Origin of the sequence: Burkholderia sp. AU38729, from assembly GCF_020419725.1 — a bacterium.
Lineage (GTDB): Bacteria > Pseudomonadota > Gammaproteobacteria > Burkholderiales > Burkholderiaceae > Burkholderia.
In genome coordinates, this window is the sequence record NZ_JAIZQO010000013.1 from 101,422 (window position 1) to 117,594 (window position 16,173).

The 16,173-nt window shown below is 65.4% G+C and carries 11 protein-coding genes; 5 read left to right on the forward strand and 6 right to left on the reverse strand.

What is annotated here, in order from left to right; translation table 11 throughout:
- Positions 1 to 144 precede the first annotated feature (144 nt).
- Genes LGM56_RS30155 through LGM56_RS30170 form a run of 4 tightly spaced genes read left to right on the forward strand, consistent with a single transcriptional unit; the run spans position 145 to position 2,436 of the window.
- Positions 145 to 804 carry a PAAR domain-containing protein gene (locus LGM56_RS30155; RefSeq protein WP_226207592.1) on the forward strand — a complete coding sequence of 220 codons (660 nt, stop codon included), beginning with the start codon at positions 145 to 147 and terminating at the stop codon, positions 802 to 804.
- Between the two features lie 10 nt (positions 805 to 814).
- Positions 815 to 1,360 carry a hypothetical protein gene (locus LGM56_RS30160; protein WP_226207593.1) on the forward strand — a complete coding sequence of 182 codons (546 nt, stop codon included), beginning with the start codon at positions 815 to 817 and terminating at the stop codon, positions 1,358 to 1,360.
- A 4-nt stretch (positions 1,361 to 1,364) separates the two neighbouring features.
- Entirely contained in the window at positions 1,365 to 2,033 is a 669-nt protein-coding gene (locus LGM56_RS30165) for a M35 family metallo-endopeptidase (RefSeq protein ID WP_226207594.1), read from the forward strand.
- The gene (locus LGM56_RS30170) at positions 2,026 to 2,436 is read left to right on the forward strand and encodes a hypothetical protein (protein WP_226207595.1); all 411 of its coding nucleotides are present in this window, start codon (positions 2,026 to 2,028) and stop codon (positions 2,434 to 2,436) included. The genes LGM56_RS30165 and LGM56_RS30170 overlap by 8 nt, the downstream gene beginning before the upstream one ends.
- A gap of 216 nt (positions 2,437 to 2,652) precedes the next feature.
- On the opposite strand, the gene LGM56_RS30175 is transcribed toward LGM56_RS30170, so the two are convergent.
- From LGM56_RS30175 to hemE, 4 genes are all read right to left on the reverse strand, one after another.
- On the reverse strand, positions 2,653 to 3,792 hold the full coding sequence (locus tag LGM56_RS30175) for a branched-chain amino acid ABC transporter substrate-binding protein (protein WP_226207596.1): 1,140 nt from the start codon (positions 3,790 to 3,792) through the stop codon (positions 2,653 to 2,655).
- Positions 3,793 to 3,876: 84 nt separating this feature from the next.
- Positions 3,877 to 7,809 carry a trifunctional transcriptional regulator/proline dehydrogenase/L-glutamate gamma-semialdehyde dehydrogenase gene (gene putA, locus LGM56_RS30180; protein WP_226207597.1) on the reverse strand — a complete coding sequence of 1,311 codons (3,933 nt, stop codon included), beginning with the start codon at positions 7,807 to 7,809 and terminating at the stop codon, positions 3,877 to 3,879.
- A gap of 393 nt (positions 7,810 to 8,202) precedes the next feature.
- Complete coding sequence (locus LGM56_RS30185) at positions 8,203 to 10,464, reverse strand: primosomal protein N' (protein ID WP_089493819.1); 2,262 nt, start codon at positions 10,462 to 10,464, stop codon at positions 8,203 to 8,205.
- A 454-nt stretch (positions 10,465 to 10,918) separates the two neighbouring features.
- Positions 10,919 to 12,013: a uroporphyrinogen decarboxylase gene (gene hemE / locus LGM56_RS30190; RefSeq protein WP_278190121.1), complete on the reverse strand. Its 1,095-nt coding sequence runs from the start codon at positions 12,011 to 12,013 to the stop codon at positions 10,919 to 10,921.
- Between the two features lie 149 nt (positions 12,014 to 12,162).
- Here hemE and LGM56_RS30195 point away from each other — a divergent pair, with 149 nt between their 5' ends.
- On the forward strand, positions 12,163 to 12,963 hold the full coding sequence (locus LGM56_RS30195) for a transporter substrate-binding domain-containing protein (RefSeq protein WP_226207598.1): 801 nt from the start codon (positions 12,163 to 12,165) through the stop codon (positions 12,961 to 12,963).
- Positions 12,964 to 13,685: 722 nt separating this feature from the next.
- Here LGM56_RS30195 and LGM56_RS30200 read toward each other — a convergent pair.
- Complete coding sequence (locus LGM56_RS30200) at positions 13,686 to 15,413, reverse strand: AMP-binding protein (protein ID WP_226207599.1); 1,728 nt, start codon at positions 15,411 to 15,413, stop codon at positions 13,686 to 13,688.
- Positions 15,414 to 15,668: 255 nt separating this feature from the next.
- Positions 15,669 to 16,094, reverse strand: coding sequence for a F0F1 ATP synthase subunit epsilon (locus LGM56_RS30205; RefSeq protein WP_006477288.1), 426 nt, complete (start codon positions 16,092 to 16,094; stop codon positions 15,669 to 15,671).
- Between the last annotated feature and the right edge of the window lie 79 nt (positions 16,095 to 16,173).

The window sequence follows — 16,173 nt, forward strand, 5'->3', positions numbered from 1 at the left end:
GCACGCGCGGTCAATGCAACAGGCAGAACGGAACAAGTAATAGAAGTTACCAGCTCTGAATCATATTCGTCCGATTGATCGACGTTTCTTATCTGGAATAGCGTCTCTAGGCAGCCATTCCATTTACTGAGACAGGGAAGCCGGATGAAAAACGAACTCAAAGCACCGACCCATCTTTTCGCCACCGTTGGCGCGCTCACGGAACGCGGTGGACGTGTCACCACCGCAACCGGCGGCCTGACATTGGCCGGATTGGAAGTCGCCTGCGTCGGCGATGTAGTGACCTACGACGACGGTAGCGAGGCCGCGATTATCGACGGCGCGGGAGACAACCATAGCGGAGGCAAGCCGTTCGCGCTGGTCGGCAGCCGGTTGAGCAACGGTGACCGAATTACCGAAACGCTGCGCACTTCGTGGGGCATTCACGTGCGGGAGGGGCAAAGCGTTGCGGGCCTGTTCGATCCCACCTATGTGCCGCCACCCGCACCGCCTGCCTATAGATTGGCGGTACGTGGCGCGACAACAGCGCGCGGCGGTGCATTACGCGAGCCGTCCGGCACATGGGAAGTAGCGCCGCACTTGGGCAAAGCTGCCACGGTGGGCGACCTGATCCGCTATCCCGACGGCTCAACCGCGCGCGTTACGACCGGTCTGGTTTTGGCCGACCGGGCCGACTTCGCGCCGCTCGCCTTCGTTGGCAGCGAACTCGATAACGGCGACACGATCACCGATAGTCCCGAACGACAAGGCGTAGCGTCGTCCGTTGTATTTAGCGTCGTCACCCGCTCTTCCATGCCCCGCTGAGGTAGCGTCCATGATTCGCTACTTTCTTGCCAAAGGCGACCGCGCCGGGGAAGCGGTCATTGTTGAAGGCCTCGACCGCGTGACCTGTTCCAATCCGCCGCCGATGGTTCATATCGCCACGCTGGATATGAAGACCTACTGTTCGGCCTGCAAGCGTGAAGGGTATATCGCACCGCAAGGGCCGCGCTGGCCAGGCACCGGCCCGAACGGCAAACAGTGGGCATTGAGCGGGGATATCAATGTCTGCGGATGCAACCCACCGCCGATCTTCTACGCTGAGCGCGGCATGCGGATGACTTTTACTGCAGGAGAGACTGCGACGCTGACTGGGCGCCAACCTGATGCAGCCAAGCGGTCATTTGCTCGATCGAATGCCGTACACGACGAGCAATTCACGTTGCTGGATGGCTCCCGCCGCCCGCTCGCGAACATCCGCTACCGAATCGTTACCGACACCGGGCAGATTTTTACCGGCACTACGGATACGGCCGGGCAAACACATCGGATCGCCACCCGCGGCTCGGCAACGCTGAAAATCTATACGATGGAACATTGAAGCAATGAAAAATTTTGATGTGAACGACGGCGGAGAATGGTTCCTCGTACATTCAGGCGCAGTCACTAATACCAATCCTGGGTCGATGGTGGAGGTAACAATCAATATCGAAAGAATATGTCACAACATGACAAACAAGGAATTCCGGGAAATGGTATTGAGTAAACGCGATCGAGCCGTTTCTCTTGTCGGTAAAAGAATCGAGGATTTGCAGCGCTGGTCCCACGCTGATAAGGCACGTGTATTACAGTGGTTCGGTAGAACCGATGAGAGCACCCGCATAGCCCTATTAGCAGGTCTAGCGGCAATCGCTCGCGTACTAAAGTCACTCACAGGCTACAATTTCACGCGATGGGATAGCGAGCGATTCAAACACATTGGATGCGTTCCGAATCCGAACAAATCGGGAGTTGCAGCATCAGTGTGCTCACCAGATACTGCAACTCATACGATTGCAATACATCCCGACTTTTGCACAATGCGAGATTTTTCATGGGAAAAGGATTCCGTAGTTTCCACGCTGATTCATGAGGTGAGTCATTTCGACGATACAATGGCAACCAAGGATCACAGATATTTCATGGAGGAATGCTTGACATTTGGAGCCGAAAATCCGAATCAAGCAATCAACAATGCCGACAGTATTGCAGGATATGTCATTTACAATGCTTAAGTTTATTCTTGGCATAAGCCTTCTCATCTCCAATCCGGTATTCGCATGCATCGCCAGCGAGAATTTCGACATCTACTTTTCGAGAGATAGCTCGCATATATCAAATTCCGAGATCGTCCGCGTTGCAAAATGGGTTGCCGACCAAAAAATCAATTATGCAAATCACCTAACCAAAGAAACGACGCTGATCAGCGGCCATGCCGAGGAAAGCGAACCGGAAGCACCGGCGCTTGCGCAATCGAGATTGCAAACCGCGTATGCGCTGTTGGAGGAATTAGGTTTTTTACGCGGGACCGTCAAGAAGAGCGCCCGCGTTTATTCGCATGGCGACGTGGACAATGGACGGCGCGTGGAAATTTCGTTCCTGCCCGACTGCCCTAACAAGTGCTGCGACGGCAAGTAACGTCATACTGCCGCCGGCCGCGGCGATGCGGTATCGACGTACGCATGCGGCGCCCCCTCTGCACCACCGTGGCCTGCAAGATCCCTATGCCCTACCAGCCGTAGCTCGCCAAAGAAAAAGCCACCAGACCCAACGGGCCCAGTGGCTCTTTCGCATGACGCGCGGGACGACGCATTGCGCCGCCGCCCCGCGCGTCAGAACATCAAGACCGGCTGCTTACTTCCCGCCGATGCTCTTCAGCGGCTTCCACTCGCCCTTCTCGACCTTGTACATCGTGATGCCGCCGTTCTTCAGGTCGCCCTTCGCGTCATACGCGACGTGCGTCGACGTCACGCCGGCCATGTCGGTCTTCGCGAGCACCGGCAGGTACTTCGCCGGATCGGTCGAATCGGCCTTCTTCATCGCGTTGAACAGCGCCATCGCGCCGTCGTACGCGTACGGCGAGTACGTCTGCACGTCTTCGCCGAAGCGCTTCTTGTACTTGTCGGCGTACGTCTTGCCGCCCGGCATTTCTTCGAGCGGGAGGCCTGCCAGCGAAGCGATCGTGCCGTCGGCCGCGTTGCCCGCGATCTTCAGGAACGTCGGCGTCTTCACCATTTCGCCGCTCATCAGCGGGGCGGTGATGCCGAGCGTCTTCATCTGCTTGACCATCGGTGCCGCCTGCGAATCCGCGCCGCCGTAGTAGACGAGATCCGGCTTCGCCGCCTTCAGCTTGGTCAGGATCGCCTTGAAGTCGACCGCCTTGTCGTTCGTGAATTCACGGTCGACGATCGATGCGCCGCCGGCCTTCGCGGCCTTCTCGAACTGGTCGGCGAGACCCTGGCCGTAGGCCGTGCGGTCGTCGACGATCGCGATCTTCTTCATGCCGAGATCCTTCGACGCGAACGTGCCGGCCACCGAGCCCTGCTGCGTGTCGGACGTCATCATGCGGAAGGTCGTCTTGTAGCCCTGCTGCGTGTATTCCGGTGCGGTCGCCATCGCGATCTGCGGAATGCCCGCGTTCGCGTAGATGCGCGAAGCCGGAATCGTCGTGCCCGAGTTGAAGTGGCCGAGCATGCCCTTGATGCCGTCGTCGACGAGCTTCTGCGCGACCGTCGTGCCGGTGCGCGGGTCAGCCTGGTCGTCCTGCGTGTCGAGCACGAACTTCACCGGCTTGCCGCCGATCTTCGGGCTCGTCGCGTTGAAATCCTCGATCGCGAGCGCGATCCCGTTCTGCATATCCTTGCCGTAGTGCGCCTGCGCGCCCGTCATCGGCCCTGCGTAACCGATCTTCACGTCATCCGCATGGGCCGTCCCCGCCAGCGACATGACCGCGACAAACGTCGCGCCTGCCAGCTTTTTCATCGTGTGTTGCATAGCATCTCCTTGGTACCAGGGTAAATGGAGCGGCTTCGGGATCGCCTTGCCGCTTCCTATGTTTGATCCGAACGGCAAGGATGGTCAGCCGATCGTCATCAAATTCGCATTGCCACCCGCCGCGGCCGTGTTCACGCTCACCGAGCGCTCCGTCAGCAGCCGTTCCAGCGCGTAATCTTCCGCATCGCCGTTCTCGAACGCGCCCACCGACACGCCCTGCACCGACACGATCGGGCCCGGCCGCTGCGCGACGTCCTTCACGAGCGTCTGCAGTTCGTCGCTGTCGCCTTCGAACAGCACCGCGTCGAACGGCGCGTCGGCCTGCTTGCGCACGGTCGCATGCGCCTTCAGCGATGCCGGCAGCGCGGCCACCAGCGCCTCGCCGGCCGCACCCGCGAACAGCGCGCGGTTACCGGTCGCCAGCACCGCCGCGAACTGCGCGCGCGCACCGCCCGGCGTCGCCGCGACACACAACACCGTGCCGCGCGGGCCGAGTGTATACGTGTTTCGCTCGCCCGTCGGACCGGTCAGCACCGCGGTCGCACCGGCCGGCACCTGAGCCAGATAGCCGTCGCAACGTGCGGCCAGCGCCGGCTCGCGCTGCTCGATCAGCCAGTCGCGCAGCGTCGTGAGCGCCGCCGCCGGGTTGCCGCGTGCGTCGCCTTCCACCGCGCCGTCCGCGATCAGCGACTGCGCGAGCGAACGCGGCAGGCCCGACGGACGCGTCGCGAGCAGGCGCTGCAGGTACAGCGCGCCGCCGGCCTTCGGGCCGGTGCCCGACAGCCCTTCGCCGCCGAACGGCTGCACGCCGACCACCGCGCCGATCACGTTGCGGTTCACGTAGATGTTGCCGACGTGCGCATTCGAGATCACGTGCGCGATCGTCTCGTCGATCCGCGTGTGGATGCCGAGCGTCAGGCCGTAGCCGGTCGCGCGGATCTGTTCCAGCAGCTTGTCGAGCTGGCTGCGGCGATAACGCACCACGTGCAGCACCGGGCCGAACACTTCGCGCTTCAGCTCGTCGATGCTGCCGATCTCGATCAGCGTCGGCGGCACGAACGTGCCGTGCGCGCAGGCCTCGGGCATCGGCAGTTGCGTGACGCCGTGGCCCTTGTCCTTCATCGCCGCGACGTGCGCGTCGATCGTCTGCTTCGCTTCGGCGTCGATCACCGGGCCGACGTCCGTCGACAACCGGTCGGGATTGCCGAGCGCCAGCTCGTGCATCGCGCCCTTGAGCATCGTCAGCGTGCGGTCCGCAACGTCGTCCTGCAGACACAGAACGCGCAGCGCCGAACACCGTTGACCGGCCGAGTCGAACGACGACTGCATCACGTCCGCGACGACCTGCTCCGCGAGCGCCGACGAGTCGACGATCATCGCGTTCTGGCCGCCCGTTTCGGCGATCAGCGGAATCGGCTTGCCGTCCGGGTCGAGGCGCGCGGACAGCGTCTTGTTGATCAGGCGCGCGACTTCGGTCGAGCCGGTGAACATCACCGCACGCGTACGCGCGTCGGCCACCAGTGCCGCGCCGACGGTCTCGCCCGTGCCCGGCAGCAGTTGCACCGCACCGGCCGGCACGCCGGCCTCGCGCAGCAGGCGCACGGCCTGCGCGGCGATCAGCGGCGTCTGTTCGGCCGGCTTCGCGAGCACCGTGTTGCCGGCGGCGAGTGCCGCGGCGACCTGGCCCATGAAGATCGCGAGCGGGAAGTTCCACGGGCTGATACAGACCACGGGGCCCAGCGGGCGGTGCGTGTCGTTCGAGAATTCGTCGCGGATCTGCGCGGCGTAGTAGCGCAGGAAGTCGACCGCCTCACGAATCTCGGCGATCGCGTTCGGCAGCGATTTGCCGGCTTCGCGCACGATCAGGCCCATCAGCGTGTGCATCTGCGCCTCGAGCAGGTCGGCCGCGCGCACCAGGCAGTCGGCACGCGCATCGACCGGCGTCGCCTGCCAGATCGGCGCGGCGGCCACCGCGTGCGCGAGCGCCGCGCTCACGTGTTCGGCCGTCGCTTCACTGACCGTGCCGACCAGGTCGCGCTGGTCGGCCGGGTTACGCACGTCGCGGGCCGGCGCGTCGGCGAGCGTGTCGTCGGCGAGCATCGGCGCGGCGCGCCACGGGAAATGCGCACTCGCGAGCAGCGCGGACGACAGCGACGCGAGGCGGTGCTCGTTCGACAGGTCGAGGCCCATCGAGTTGGGACGCTCGTCGCCGTACAGGTTGCGCGGCAGCGGGATCTTCGTGTGCGGCGCGCCGAGCGGCACGACCTTCGATGCCTCGTCGACCGGATCGGCGACCAGCTCCTTCACCGACACGGTCTTATCCGCGATGCGGTTCACGAACGACGTGTTCGCGCCGTTCTCGAGCAGGCGGCGCACCAGGTACGCGAGCAGCGTCTCGTGCGTGCCGACCGGCGCATACACGCGGCACGGGCGGTTCAGCTTGTCGCGGCCGGTGACTTCCTCGTACAGCGGCTCGCCCATCCCGTGCAGGCACTGGAATTCGTACTGGCCCGGGTAGTAGTTCTGGCCCGCGAGCTGGTAGATCGCGGCCAGCGTGTACGCGTTGTGCGTCGCGAACTGCGGGTACACGGCGTCCGGCGCCGCGAGCAGCTTCTTCGCGCATGCGAGGTACGACACGTCCGTGTAGATCTTGCGCGTATAGACCGGATAGCCTTCGAGGCCGTCGACCTGCGCACGCTTGATCTCGGTATCCCAGTACGCGCCCTTCACGAGGCGAATCATCAGGCGGTGGCGGCTGCGGCGCGCGAGATCGATCAGGTAGTCGATCACGAACGGGCAGCGCTTCTGGTAGCCCTGCACGACGAAGCCGATGCCGTTCCAGCCCGCGAGGTCCGGATCGAAGCACAGCGCCTCGAGCAGGTCGAGCGACAGTTCGAGGCGGTCGGCCTCTTCGGCGTCGATGTTCAGGCCGATGTCGTAACGGCGGGCGAGCAGCGCGAGCGCGCGCACGCGCGGCAGCAGCTCGCTCATCGTGCGGTCCTGCTGCGAGCGCGAGTAGCGTGCGTGCAGCGCGGACAGCTTGATCGAGATGCCCGGGCCTTCGTAGATGCCGCGGCCGCCGGCCGCCTTGCCGATCGCATGGATCGCCTGCTCGTACGATGCGTAGTAGCGCTGCGCGTCCTCTTCGGTCGTCGCCGCTTCGCCGAGCATGTCGTACGAGTAACGGAAGCCGCGCGCTTCGTACTTGCGGCTGTTCGCCAGTGCTTCGGAAATCGTCTCGCCGGTGACGAACTGCTCGCCCATCAGGCGCATCGCCATGTCGACGCCCTTGCGGATCAGCGGCTCGCCGCCGCGGCCGATCAGGCGCGTCAGCGCCGACGACAGCCCGGCTTCGCTGTTGGTCGTCACGAGCTTGCCGGTGATCATCAGCCCCCACGTGGCCGCGTTCACGAACAGCGACGGCGCGTGGCCGACGTGCGAGCGCCAGTCGCCCTTGCTGATCTTGTCGCGGATCAGCGCATCGCGGGTTGCGCGATCGGGAATGCGCAGCAGCGCTTCGGCGAGGCACATCAGCGCGACGCCTTCCTGGCTCGACAGCGAGAATTCGTGGATCAGCCCTTCGACGCCGCCGCCCGAGCTCTTCTCGCGCAGCGCCTCGACGAGCTTCGTCGCGAGCGCCTGCACGTCCGCCTGCAGGTTCGCGGGCAGGCGCGCCTGGCCGAGCAGGAACGGCACGCATTCCGGCTCGGGGCGGCGGTACGCCGCCGTGATCGCCGCGCGCAGCACCGATTGCGGTTGCACGTTCTGCGCGAACTCGAGGAACGGATGCGGCGAGTTGTCGTCGTCGCCGTCCGCGGACTGACCGTCGGCGAGCTCCGTCACGCCGCTGTGGCCCGATAGCTCGGGCGGCAACTGGCCGTGCTCGATCCGCTCGAGATACGCGAAGATCGCCTGCTTGATCAGCCAGTGGGGAGTGCGCTCGAGACGCGCGGCGGCGTCCTTGAGGCGCGAGCGAAGAAGGTCGTCGACTTTGACGCCGAGAGTCGTGCTTGCCATGGTGGGTTCGTGCGCCGGTGCGAGCCCGGCAATGTGGTGTGAGAGGATGCGCGAAATCCTACGGCACGCAATAAAAAGGTGCAACCAAATTACGAGACAGGTTGCACCCATAGGTTACTCAATATAATCAGCCACTTATGCGGTTGCAACCTAGGAGTTGCCCGTGGTCGGAGGATCGGTGTTTTCCCTGAGCGGGCCGGTTTGACAGGCGTGCGCAACCGTCCGCACGCGTCGCGGCGGACGAAAACGGGTTGCACTGGGTGCGACGGAAGGTGTGAGACGCCAGGGCGCGGCCGGGCGGCAAGTGACGATTCAGGGGCACCCGGCCCGGTGGCCGGGGGTGCAACGCAGCGGCACGCAGCACGACGGCCGCATGCCGCGCCGCCGCTCAGCTCAGATATCCAGCGGATCGACCTCGACGCTCCACCGCAGCACGCCTTTCAACGCGCGCAGCTCCGGCTGCCATGCACGCAGCGCATGCTGCAGCGCCGCCCGCGATGCGCTTTCGAGCAGCAACTGCGCGCGATGCACGTTCGCGACCTTGACGATCGTCATCGGCACCGCGTCGTAGACGGTCACGCGATCGGCGCCCGGCAGCCCCGGCAACGCGGCCGCCGCTTGCAGCAGGAACGCGAGCGCGGCGTCCAGCGTGCGCCCTTCGGCGCGCAACAACGCCTGGTAGACGAACGGCGGCAGGTGCGCGTCGCGGCGCTCGCCGAGCGTCGAATTCGCGAAGCCGACGTAGTCTTGCCGCCCGAGCGCGTGGTACAGCGCGTGACGCGGGTAACGCGTCTGCACGAGCACTTCACCCGGCAGCCCGGCGCGCCCCGCACGGCCGCTCACCTGCATCAGCTGCGCGAACAGTCGTTCGCTCGCGCGGAAGTCATGCGAGAACAGCGCGGTGTCGGCATTGAGCACGCCGACGAGCGACACGCGCTGAAAGTCGTGCCCCTTCGCGATCATCTGCGTGCCGACGAGGATATCGACCTCACCCGCATGCACATCGGAAAAGAGCGCCTGCGCGCTGCCCTTGCGGCGCGTGCTGTCCGCGTCGATCCGCAGCACGCGCGCGCCGGGCACGGCCTCGGCGAGCGCCTCCTCGATGCGTTGCGTGCCGCGCCCGAGCGGCGCGATGTCGACGTTCCCGCACTCGGGGCACGACCGCGGAATCCGCGCTTCCCAGCCGCAGTGATGGCAGCGCAACGCGTGCTCGGGCTTGTGCAGCACGACGTACGCGCTGCAGCGCGGGCAGCCGGCGACCCAGCCGCAGGCATCGCACGCGAGCTGCGGCGCATAACCGCGCCGGTTCAGGAACACCAGGCTCTGTTCGCCGCGCTCGAGCCGCGCCTTCAGCGCCGCGACGAGCGGCCCCGACAGCCCGCCCATCGACGCGCGCCCGCGCCGCCGCTCCTCTTCGAGATCGATCAGCCGCACGGTCGGCAGCGTCGCGTCGGCCACCGCGCGGCGCGACAGCGTGAGCCGCGTGTAGCGGCCCTGCTCGGCCTGCCACCAGCTTTCGAGCGACGGCGTCGCCGAGCCGAGCACGACCGTGATGGCGAGCTGCTTCGCGCGCCACACGGCGAGATCGCGCGCCGAATAGCGCAACCCTTCCTGCTGCTTGTACGCGGGCTCGTGCTCCTCGTCGACGACGATCAGCGCGAGCGTCGGCATCGACGCGAGCACCGCGAGGCGCGTGCCGAGCACGATCCGCGCGCGGCCCGTATGCGCGGCGAGCCAGTTGCGCGCACGCTCGCCCTCCGCGAGCCCGCTGTGCAGCGTGACGATTGCGTCGTCGGCGAGCGCCCCCGCGAAGCGCGCGCGAAACGCGGCCTCGAACTGCGGCGTCAGGTTGATTTCGGGAACGAGCACGAGCGCCTGCGCATCCGGCCGCGCGTCGAGCAGCGACGCGAGCGCATGCAGATAGACCTCGGTCTTGCCGCTGCCCGTCACGCCGTGCAGCAGGAACGGCGCGAAGCCCTGCGCGGCGCGGATCGCGTCGAGCGCCTCGGCCTGCTGGTCCGTGAGCGCCGGCGGCACAGTTCTTCCACCGGCTGCCAACAGGTTATCCACAGCTTTGGGCACAGGCGCATCGGCCCAGCCGATCTCCTCGACGTCGACCCAGCCGCGCGCCGCCCAGTCGTCGAGCGTGGCCGCGGCCTTCGGGTGCAGCGCGCGCGCGTCGGGCAGCGCCAGCGAGCCGCTGTCGACCAGCGCCTGCGCGAGCCGACGCAGCGCGGCGCCGCGCGCGGGCAATGTATCGGGCAGCGCCGCGCGGCCCGCTTCCGTCGGCCGGTAACGCACCTCGGGCGCGAGCAGCCGCCCCCAGCGCCCGGCATCGCGCAGCGCCTGCGGCAGCGCCGGCAGCGCGACCTCGCCACGTCCGCGCTGGTAGTAATCCGCGGCGAACGACACGAGCGCGAGCCAGTCCGGCGACAACGGCGGCAGGTCGGTGCAGATCGCGTCGATCGCGCGCAGCCGCGACGGCGGCACGTCGGTGTGAGTCGTCACTTCGCAGACGAGCCCGACGGCCTGCCGCTTGCCGAACGGCACCTGGACGAGCGTGCCGGGCCCGGGCGCCGGTTGCGCGTCGCAGCGGTAATCGAACAGGGTCGCGAGCGGATGGTCGAGCGCGACGCGCAGATAGGTGCCGCTCATCCCGGCGCTCCGGCGGCCGGATGCGCCGCATGGGCATGGACGGCCGACATCCGCGCCCGCATTGGGGCAGCGAACTTAAAGTAAAACTTCAGATTCGGCGCTAAGTTTTGGATTCGCATTAGGAATCGCCGTATACCCTGCCCAGCCTGTGGATAACTTTGTTGAGAACTCGCCGCTCGATGGCCGCAACGCGCGCGGGGCCGCGCTTTGCGCTGATTTTCGCCGCGTGTTGCGGTGCCCCGCGGAGCCTTATGCCATAAGGCTGCTATTCAAATTACCGAACCATAGCGAGACAAATTGACCGATACAGGGCTCTACCGCGCTGCAACGTGGAAAATGTGTATAAGTCAAGTCTTGACAAGCACTGAATCGGCAACCGGTGGGGGGTTGCGCCCTGTTTAGTGACAATTGCGAAACGCTGTCACGCCGCAATGCAGCATGACAGCGCTTGCGTTCAGCCGGCGGCTCCGCTACGGATCGCGCGGCTGTGGCGATGCACTTCGTCGACGAGTTCGGCGACGTGATCGGGCGACGTGAATTGCGAAATGCCGTGCCCGAGGTTGAATACGTGGCCCGGATGGTTGCCATAGCTGTCGAGCACTGCGCGCGCCTGCTCGCGCACCGCGGCCGGCGGCGCAAACAGGATCGTCGGATCGAGGTTGCCCTGCAGCGCGACCTTGCCCGCGACGCGCTCGCGCGCCTGGCCGAGATTGACCGTCCAGTCGAGCCCCACCGCGTCGACGCCGGTCGCCGCGATCTCCTCGAGCCACAGCCCGCCGCCCTTCGTGAACGTGATCACCGGCACGCGTTCGCCGTCGTGCTCGCGCTTGAGCTGCGAGACCACGCGGCGGATGTAGTCCAGCGAGAAGCGCTGGTACGCGCCGTCCGCCAGCGCACCGCCCCACGTATCGAAGATCATCACGGCCTGCGCGCCGGCTTCGATCTGCGCGTTCAGGTACGCGGCCACCGCCTGCGCGTTCACGTCGAGGATCCGGTGCATCAGGTCGGGGCGCGAATACGCCATCGACTTCACCGTGCGGAAATCGTCCGACCCGCCGCCTTCGACCATGTAGCACGCGAGCGTCCACGGGCTGCCCGAAAAACCGATCAGCGGCACGCGCTGGCGGCCCTGGCCGTCGGTGAGCGCGCGACGGATTTCGCGCACGGCGCCCGTCACGTAGCCGAGCGTTTCCTCGATGTCCGGCACCGCGAGCTTCGCGACGTCGGCCTCGGTACGCACCGGATGCGCGAACTTCGGCCCTTCGCCGACCTGGAAGTCGAGGCCGAGCCCCATCGCGTCCGGAATCGTCAGGATGTCCGAGAACAGGATCGCGGCGTCGAGCGGAAAGCGCTCGAGCGGCTGCAGCGTCACTTCGGTCGCATAGTCGGGATGCTTCGCGAGACCGAGGAAGCTGCCGGCGCGGGCGCGCGTCGCGTTGTATTCGGGCAGGTAGCGGCCGGCCTGGCGCATCAGCCAGATCGGCGTGTAGTCGGTCGGCTCGCGCAGAAGCGCACGCAGGAAGGTGTCGTTGAGCAGGGTATGGGCCACGGTAGGAGCGACGATGCGAGGGCAAAGCGGCATTTTACCGGACAGCCGCCCTCAGGCTGCGCATGCCGACGCGATGGCGGCCATATGACGCGCGCGATGGCTCCGTTATGATCGGACGCTCATATCGAACGAAACGAAGGAGGAGACCGATGAAGACACTCGCCACGCTCGCTGCGGCCGCACTGCTTTGCTGCACCGCCGCGCACGCGCAGACCGGCACGCTCGCCGCTGCCGCCGCACCGGGCGCCGGCTCGCGGCTCGACGACGTGCTCGCGCGCGGCGCGCTGCGCGTGTGCACGACGGGCGACTACAAGCCGTATTCGTACTACCGCGCGGACGGCCGCTTCGAGGGCATCGACATCGACATGGCCGAATCGCTCGCGAAGTCGCTCGGCGTGAAGACCGATTACGTGAAGACGAGCTGGCCGAACCTGACCGGCGATTTCGTCGCGAAATGCGACATCGCGGTGGGTGGCGTGTCGACGACGCTCGAGCGCCAGAAGCGCGTGTTCTTCACGCAGCCGTACGTGGTCGACGGCAAGACGCCGATCGTGCGCTGCGCGGACGCCGACAAATACCAGAGCGTCGCGCAGATCGACCGGCCGGAAACGCGCGTGATCGTGAACCCGGGCGGCACCAACGAGCGTTTCGCGAAGCAGTATTTCACGCACGCGAACCTCACCGTCTATCCGGACAACGTAACGATCTTCAAGCAGATCCTCGCCGGCAAGGCGGACGTGATGGTGACGGATGCATCCGAGACGCTGCTGCAGCAAAAGCTGAATCCGGGCCTGTGCTCGGTGCATCCGGACAAGCCGTTCCAGTTCGGCGAGAAGGCGTACATGGTGCCGCGCGGCGACGTCGCGTTCCAGCAGTACGTCGATCAGTGGCTGCATCTCGCGCTGTCGACCGGCGAATACCAGGCGATTTCGGATAAATGGCTGAAGTAAGCAGGCTCGCGCGCGGCGGCCGATAGCGGGCACCGACCCCGCCTCCGCCGCCCGCAAAAGTCGCTGCGCGGCGGTGGCCCCATCACCGCCGTTACACGTCGGCGCAGCGTGCCGACGCCCTGAAAATCGGCCCGCAGCCATCGAATAGGCCGAACGGCCGACTTCCGCGCCTGCCGATCACGTTTCAAAATCTTTCTGACGAATGAATCGTCATGCGCGGTATCGGCCGCACGGCGCATTTTCTCGCGTGCAAATCGGCAATTCGTCGAGCCTGATACGCGTGAAAAACGCATCGTGCGCATGCGCTGAAAACGCTGCGGAAAATATGGGTAAAAATGACCTTTTTCAGGCCCTCAAAAACAGCAAAAAATCCCGGAAAGCCTTATCTGGCGGGCGTTACAACCTGAAACACTTTGTTACCGCGACGGGTCATTAATTCGCCCACAATGGCCTCAACGGTTTCAACACGGATGCGGTCTCGTGTGCCAAGTGTGAGCGGACGCGAAGCGCTGCGAGCCAGTCGGTCACGTACCGAAGCCCTTCCGAGGGGCATCCCTGTTGGAGTCGTTTCCGGCCCCCCGCCGGACTCGGTTTCATCTTTGGTCTCCTCGCGCTAACCCCGTAGCGTGTGGTTTTTAGCGGGCTAATAAGCCCGCTTTTTTTCGTCCATCGAAAACGCAACGGCCCGCAGGCCGCCGCGTTTTTCCCGCCTTCATGCCGCGCTACGCGGTCTTCTGGACGTCGAGCTTCAGTTCCTCGATCATCCGGTCGCGCATCACGAACTTCTGCACCTTGCCCGTCACCGTCATCGGCAGCTCGTCGACGAAGCGAATGTAGCGCGGGATCTTGTAGTGCGCGATCTGCCCGTGGCAGAACGCACGCACGTCGTCCTCCGTCATCTGCTCGTCCGCGCGCAGCACGATCCACGCGCACAGCTCCTCGCCGTACTTCGCATCGGGCACGCCGAATACCTGTGCGCTCTGAATCTTCGGATGCCGAAACAGGAATTCCTCGATCTCGCGCGGATAGACGTTCTCGCCGCCGCGAATCACCATGTCCTTCAACCGGCCGACGATGTTGCAGTAGCCGTCCGCATCGAGCGTCGCGAGGTCGCCCGTATGCATCCAGCCGTCCACCAGCACCTCGCGCGTCTTCGCGTCGTCGTCCCAGTAGCCGAGCATCACCGAATAGCCCTTCGTGCACAGCTCGCCCGTCACGCCGACCGGCACGATGGCGCCGCTCGGATCAACGATCTTCACTTCCAGATGCGGCTGGATGCGTCCGACCGTCGTCGTGCGCTTCTCGAGCGGATCGTCGGTCGAGCTCTGGAACGACACGGGGCTCGTTTCCGTCATCCCGTACGCGATCGTGATCTCCGACAGGTGCATCTGCGACACGACGCGCTTCATCGTCTCGATCGGGCACGGCGAGCCGGCCATGATCCCGGTGCGCAGCGTCGACAGGTCGAATTTCGCGAACTCGGGGTGATCGAGCTCGGCGATGAACATCGTCGGCACACCATGTAACGCGGTGCAGCGTTCGTCGGCCACCGCCGCGAGCGTCGCGACCGGGTCGAACGCTTCGCCGGGGAACACCATCGCCGCGCCCTTCGACACGCACGCGAGCACCGCGAGCACCATCCCGAAGCAGTGATACAGCGGCACCGGGATGCACAGCGTGTCCTGCTCGGTGAAACGCATCGCCGTCGCGATCGAGCGCCCGTTGTTGACGACGTTGCGGTGCGTGAGCGTCGCGCCCTTCGGGCTGCCGGTCGTACCGCTGGTGAACTGGATGTTGATCGGCTCGCCGGCCGAGAGCGTCGCGCCGATCGCATCGAGCAATGCGGGATCGACGGCCTGGCGGCCGCGCGCCATCAGGTCCGCGAAGCGGAACATGCCGGCCGGCGCGACGTCGCCCATCGACACGACCGTGCGCAGGCTCGGCACCCGCGCCGCATGCAGGTCACCCGGCGTCGCGGTCGCGAGCTCCGGCGCGATGGTCTGCAGCATCTCGACGTACGCGGACGTCTTGAAGCGCTCGGCGGCGATCACGGCCTTGCAGCCGACCTTGTTGAGCGCGTATTCGAGCTCCGACAGCCGGTAGGCCGGATTGATGTTGACGAGTACCGCGCCAATCCGCGCGGTGGCGAACTGCGTAAGCAGCCATTCGCTGCGGTTCGGCGACCAGATGCCGACGCGATCGCCCTTCACGATGCCGAGCGCGGCCAGGCCCGCGGCCAGCACGTCGACCTCGTTCGCGAACTCGCGCCAGGTCCAGCGCACCTGCTGCTCGCGGAACACGACGGCCGGGCGATCGGGAAAGCGCCCGGCCGTATCGAGCAGGAACCGTCCGATCGTCGCTTCGGAGAGCGGCACATCGGTCGTGCCACGCACATACGACAAGCCGTTTTCGGGCGCGATCAGCGCGCCCACGCCAAGGTCTGCTGCCATGAATGTCTCCGTCCTTTTTGTCTGATCGGCCTGCGCGCGCCTTCCGCGCCCGCCTCCGTCACGCACTCGCGACGAACGGCCTCCACGCGGATGATGACGCGCGTGGCTGACGATACTCTGACATCAAATCACGGCGGACGGATGAAATAGCACGACCGGACGGAATGATCCGGCCCGCAAAAATCAGACGAACATGACGGACGAAAAAAAAGCAGCCCGAAGGCTGCTTTTCTTTCGCGGGATACGCGGCGCGGCTCAGTGCCGGCTGCGAATCTTCGCCAGACGCTGGATCGCCTCGAGCTGCGCCATCGCGGTCGCGAGCTCGGATTGCGCCTTCGCGAGGTCGAGATCCGACTTCGCGTTCTGCAGCGTTTCCTCGGCACGCTTGCGTGCTTCCTCGGCTTTCGCCGCGTCGAGGTCCTTGCCGCGGATCGCGGTATCGGCGAGCACCGTCACGGCGCCCGGCTGCACTTCGAGAATGCCGCCCGCGACGAACACGAATTCGTCGTTGCCGCCCTCGACTTCGATGCGCACCGCACCCGGACGAATCCGCGTGATCAGCGGCGTGTGGCCCGGCAGAATGCCCAGCTCACCCGTTTCGCCCGGCAGCGCGACGAATTTCGCCTCGCCCGAGAAGATCTGCTCTTCCGCGCTGACGACGTCTACTTTGATGGTTGCCATATCGACTCCTGTCGATCGGAGCGGGCGCTAAAACGCCCACTTCGATCCCATGCACGGCGGATTGAGCATAGTGCTTGGG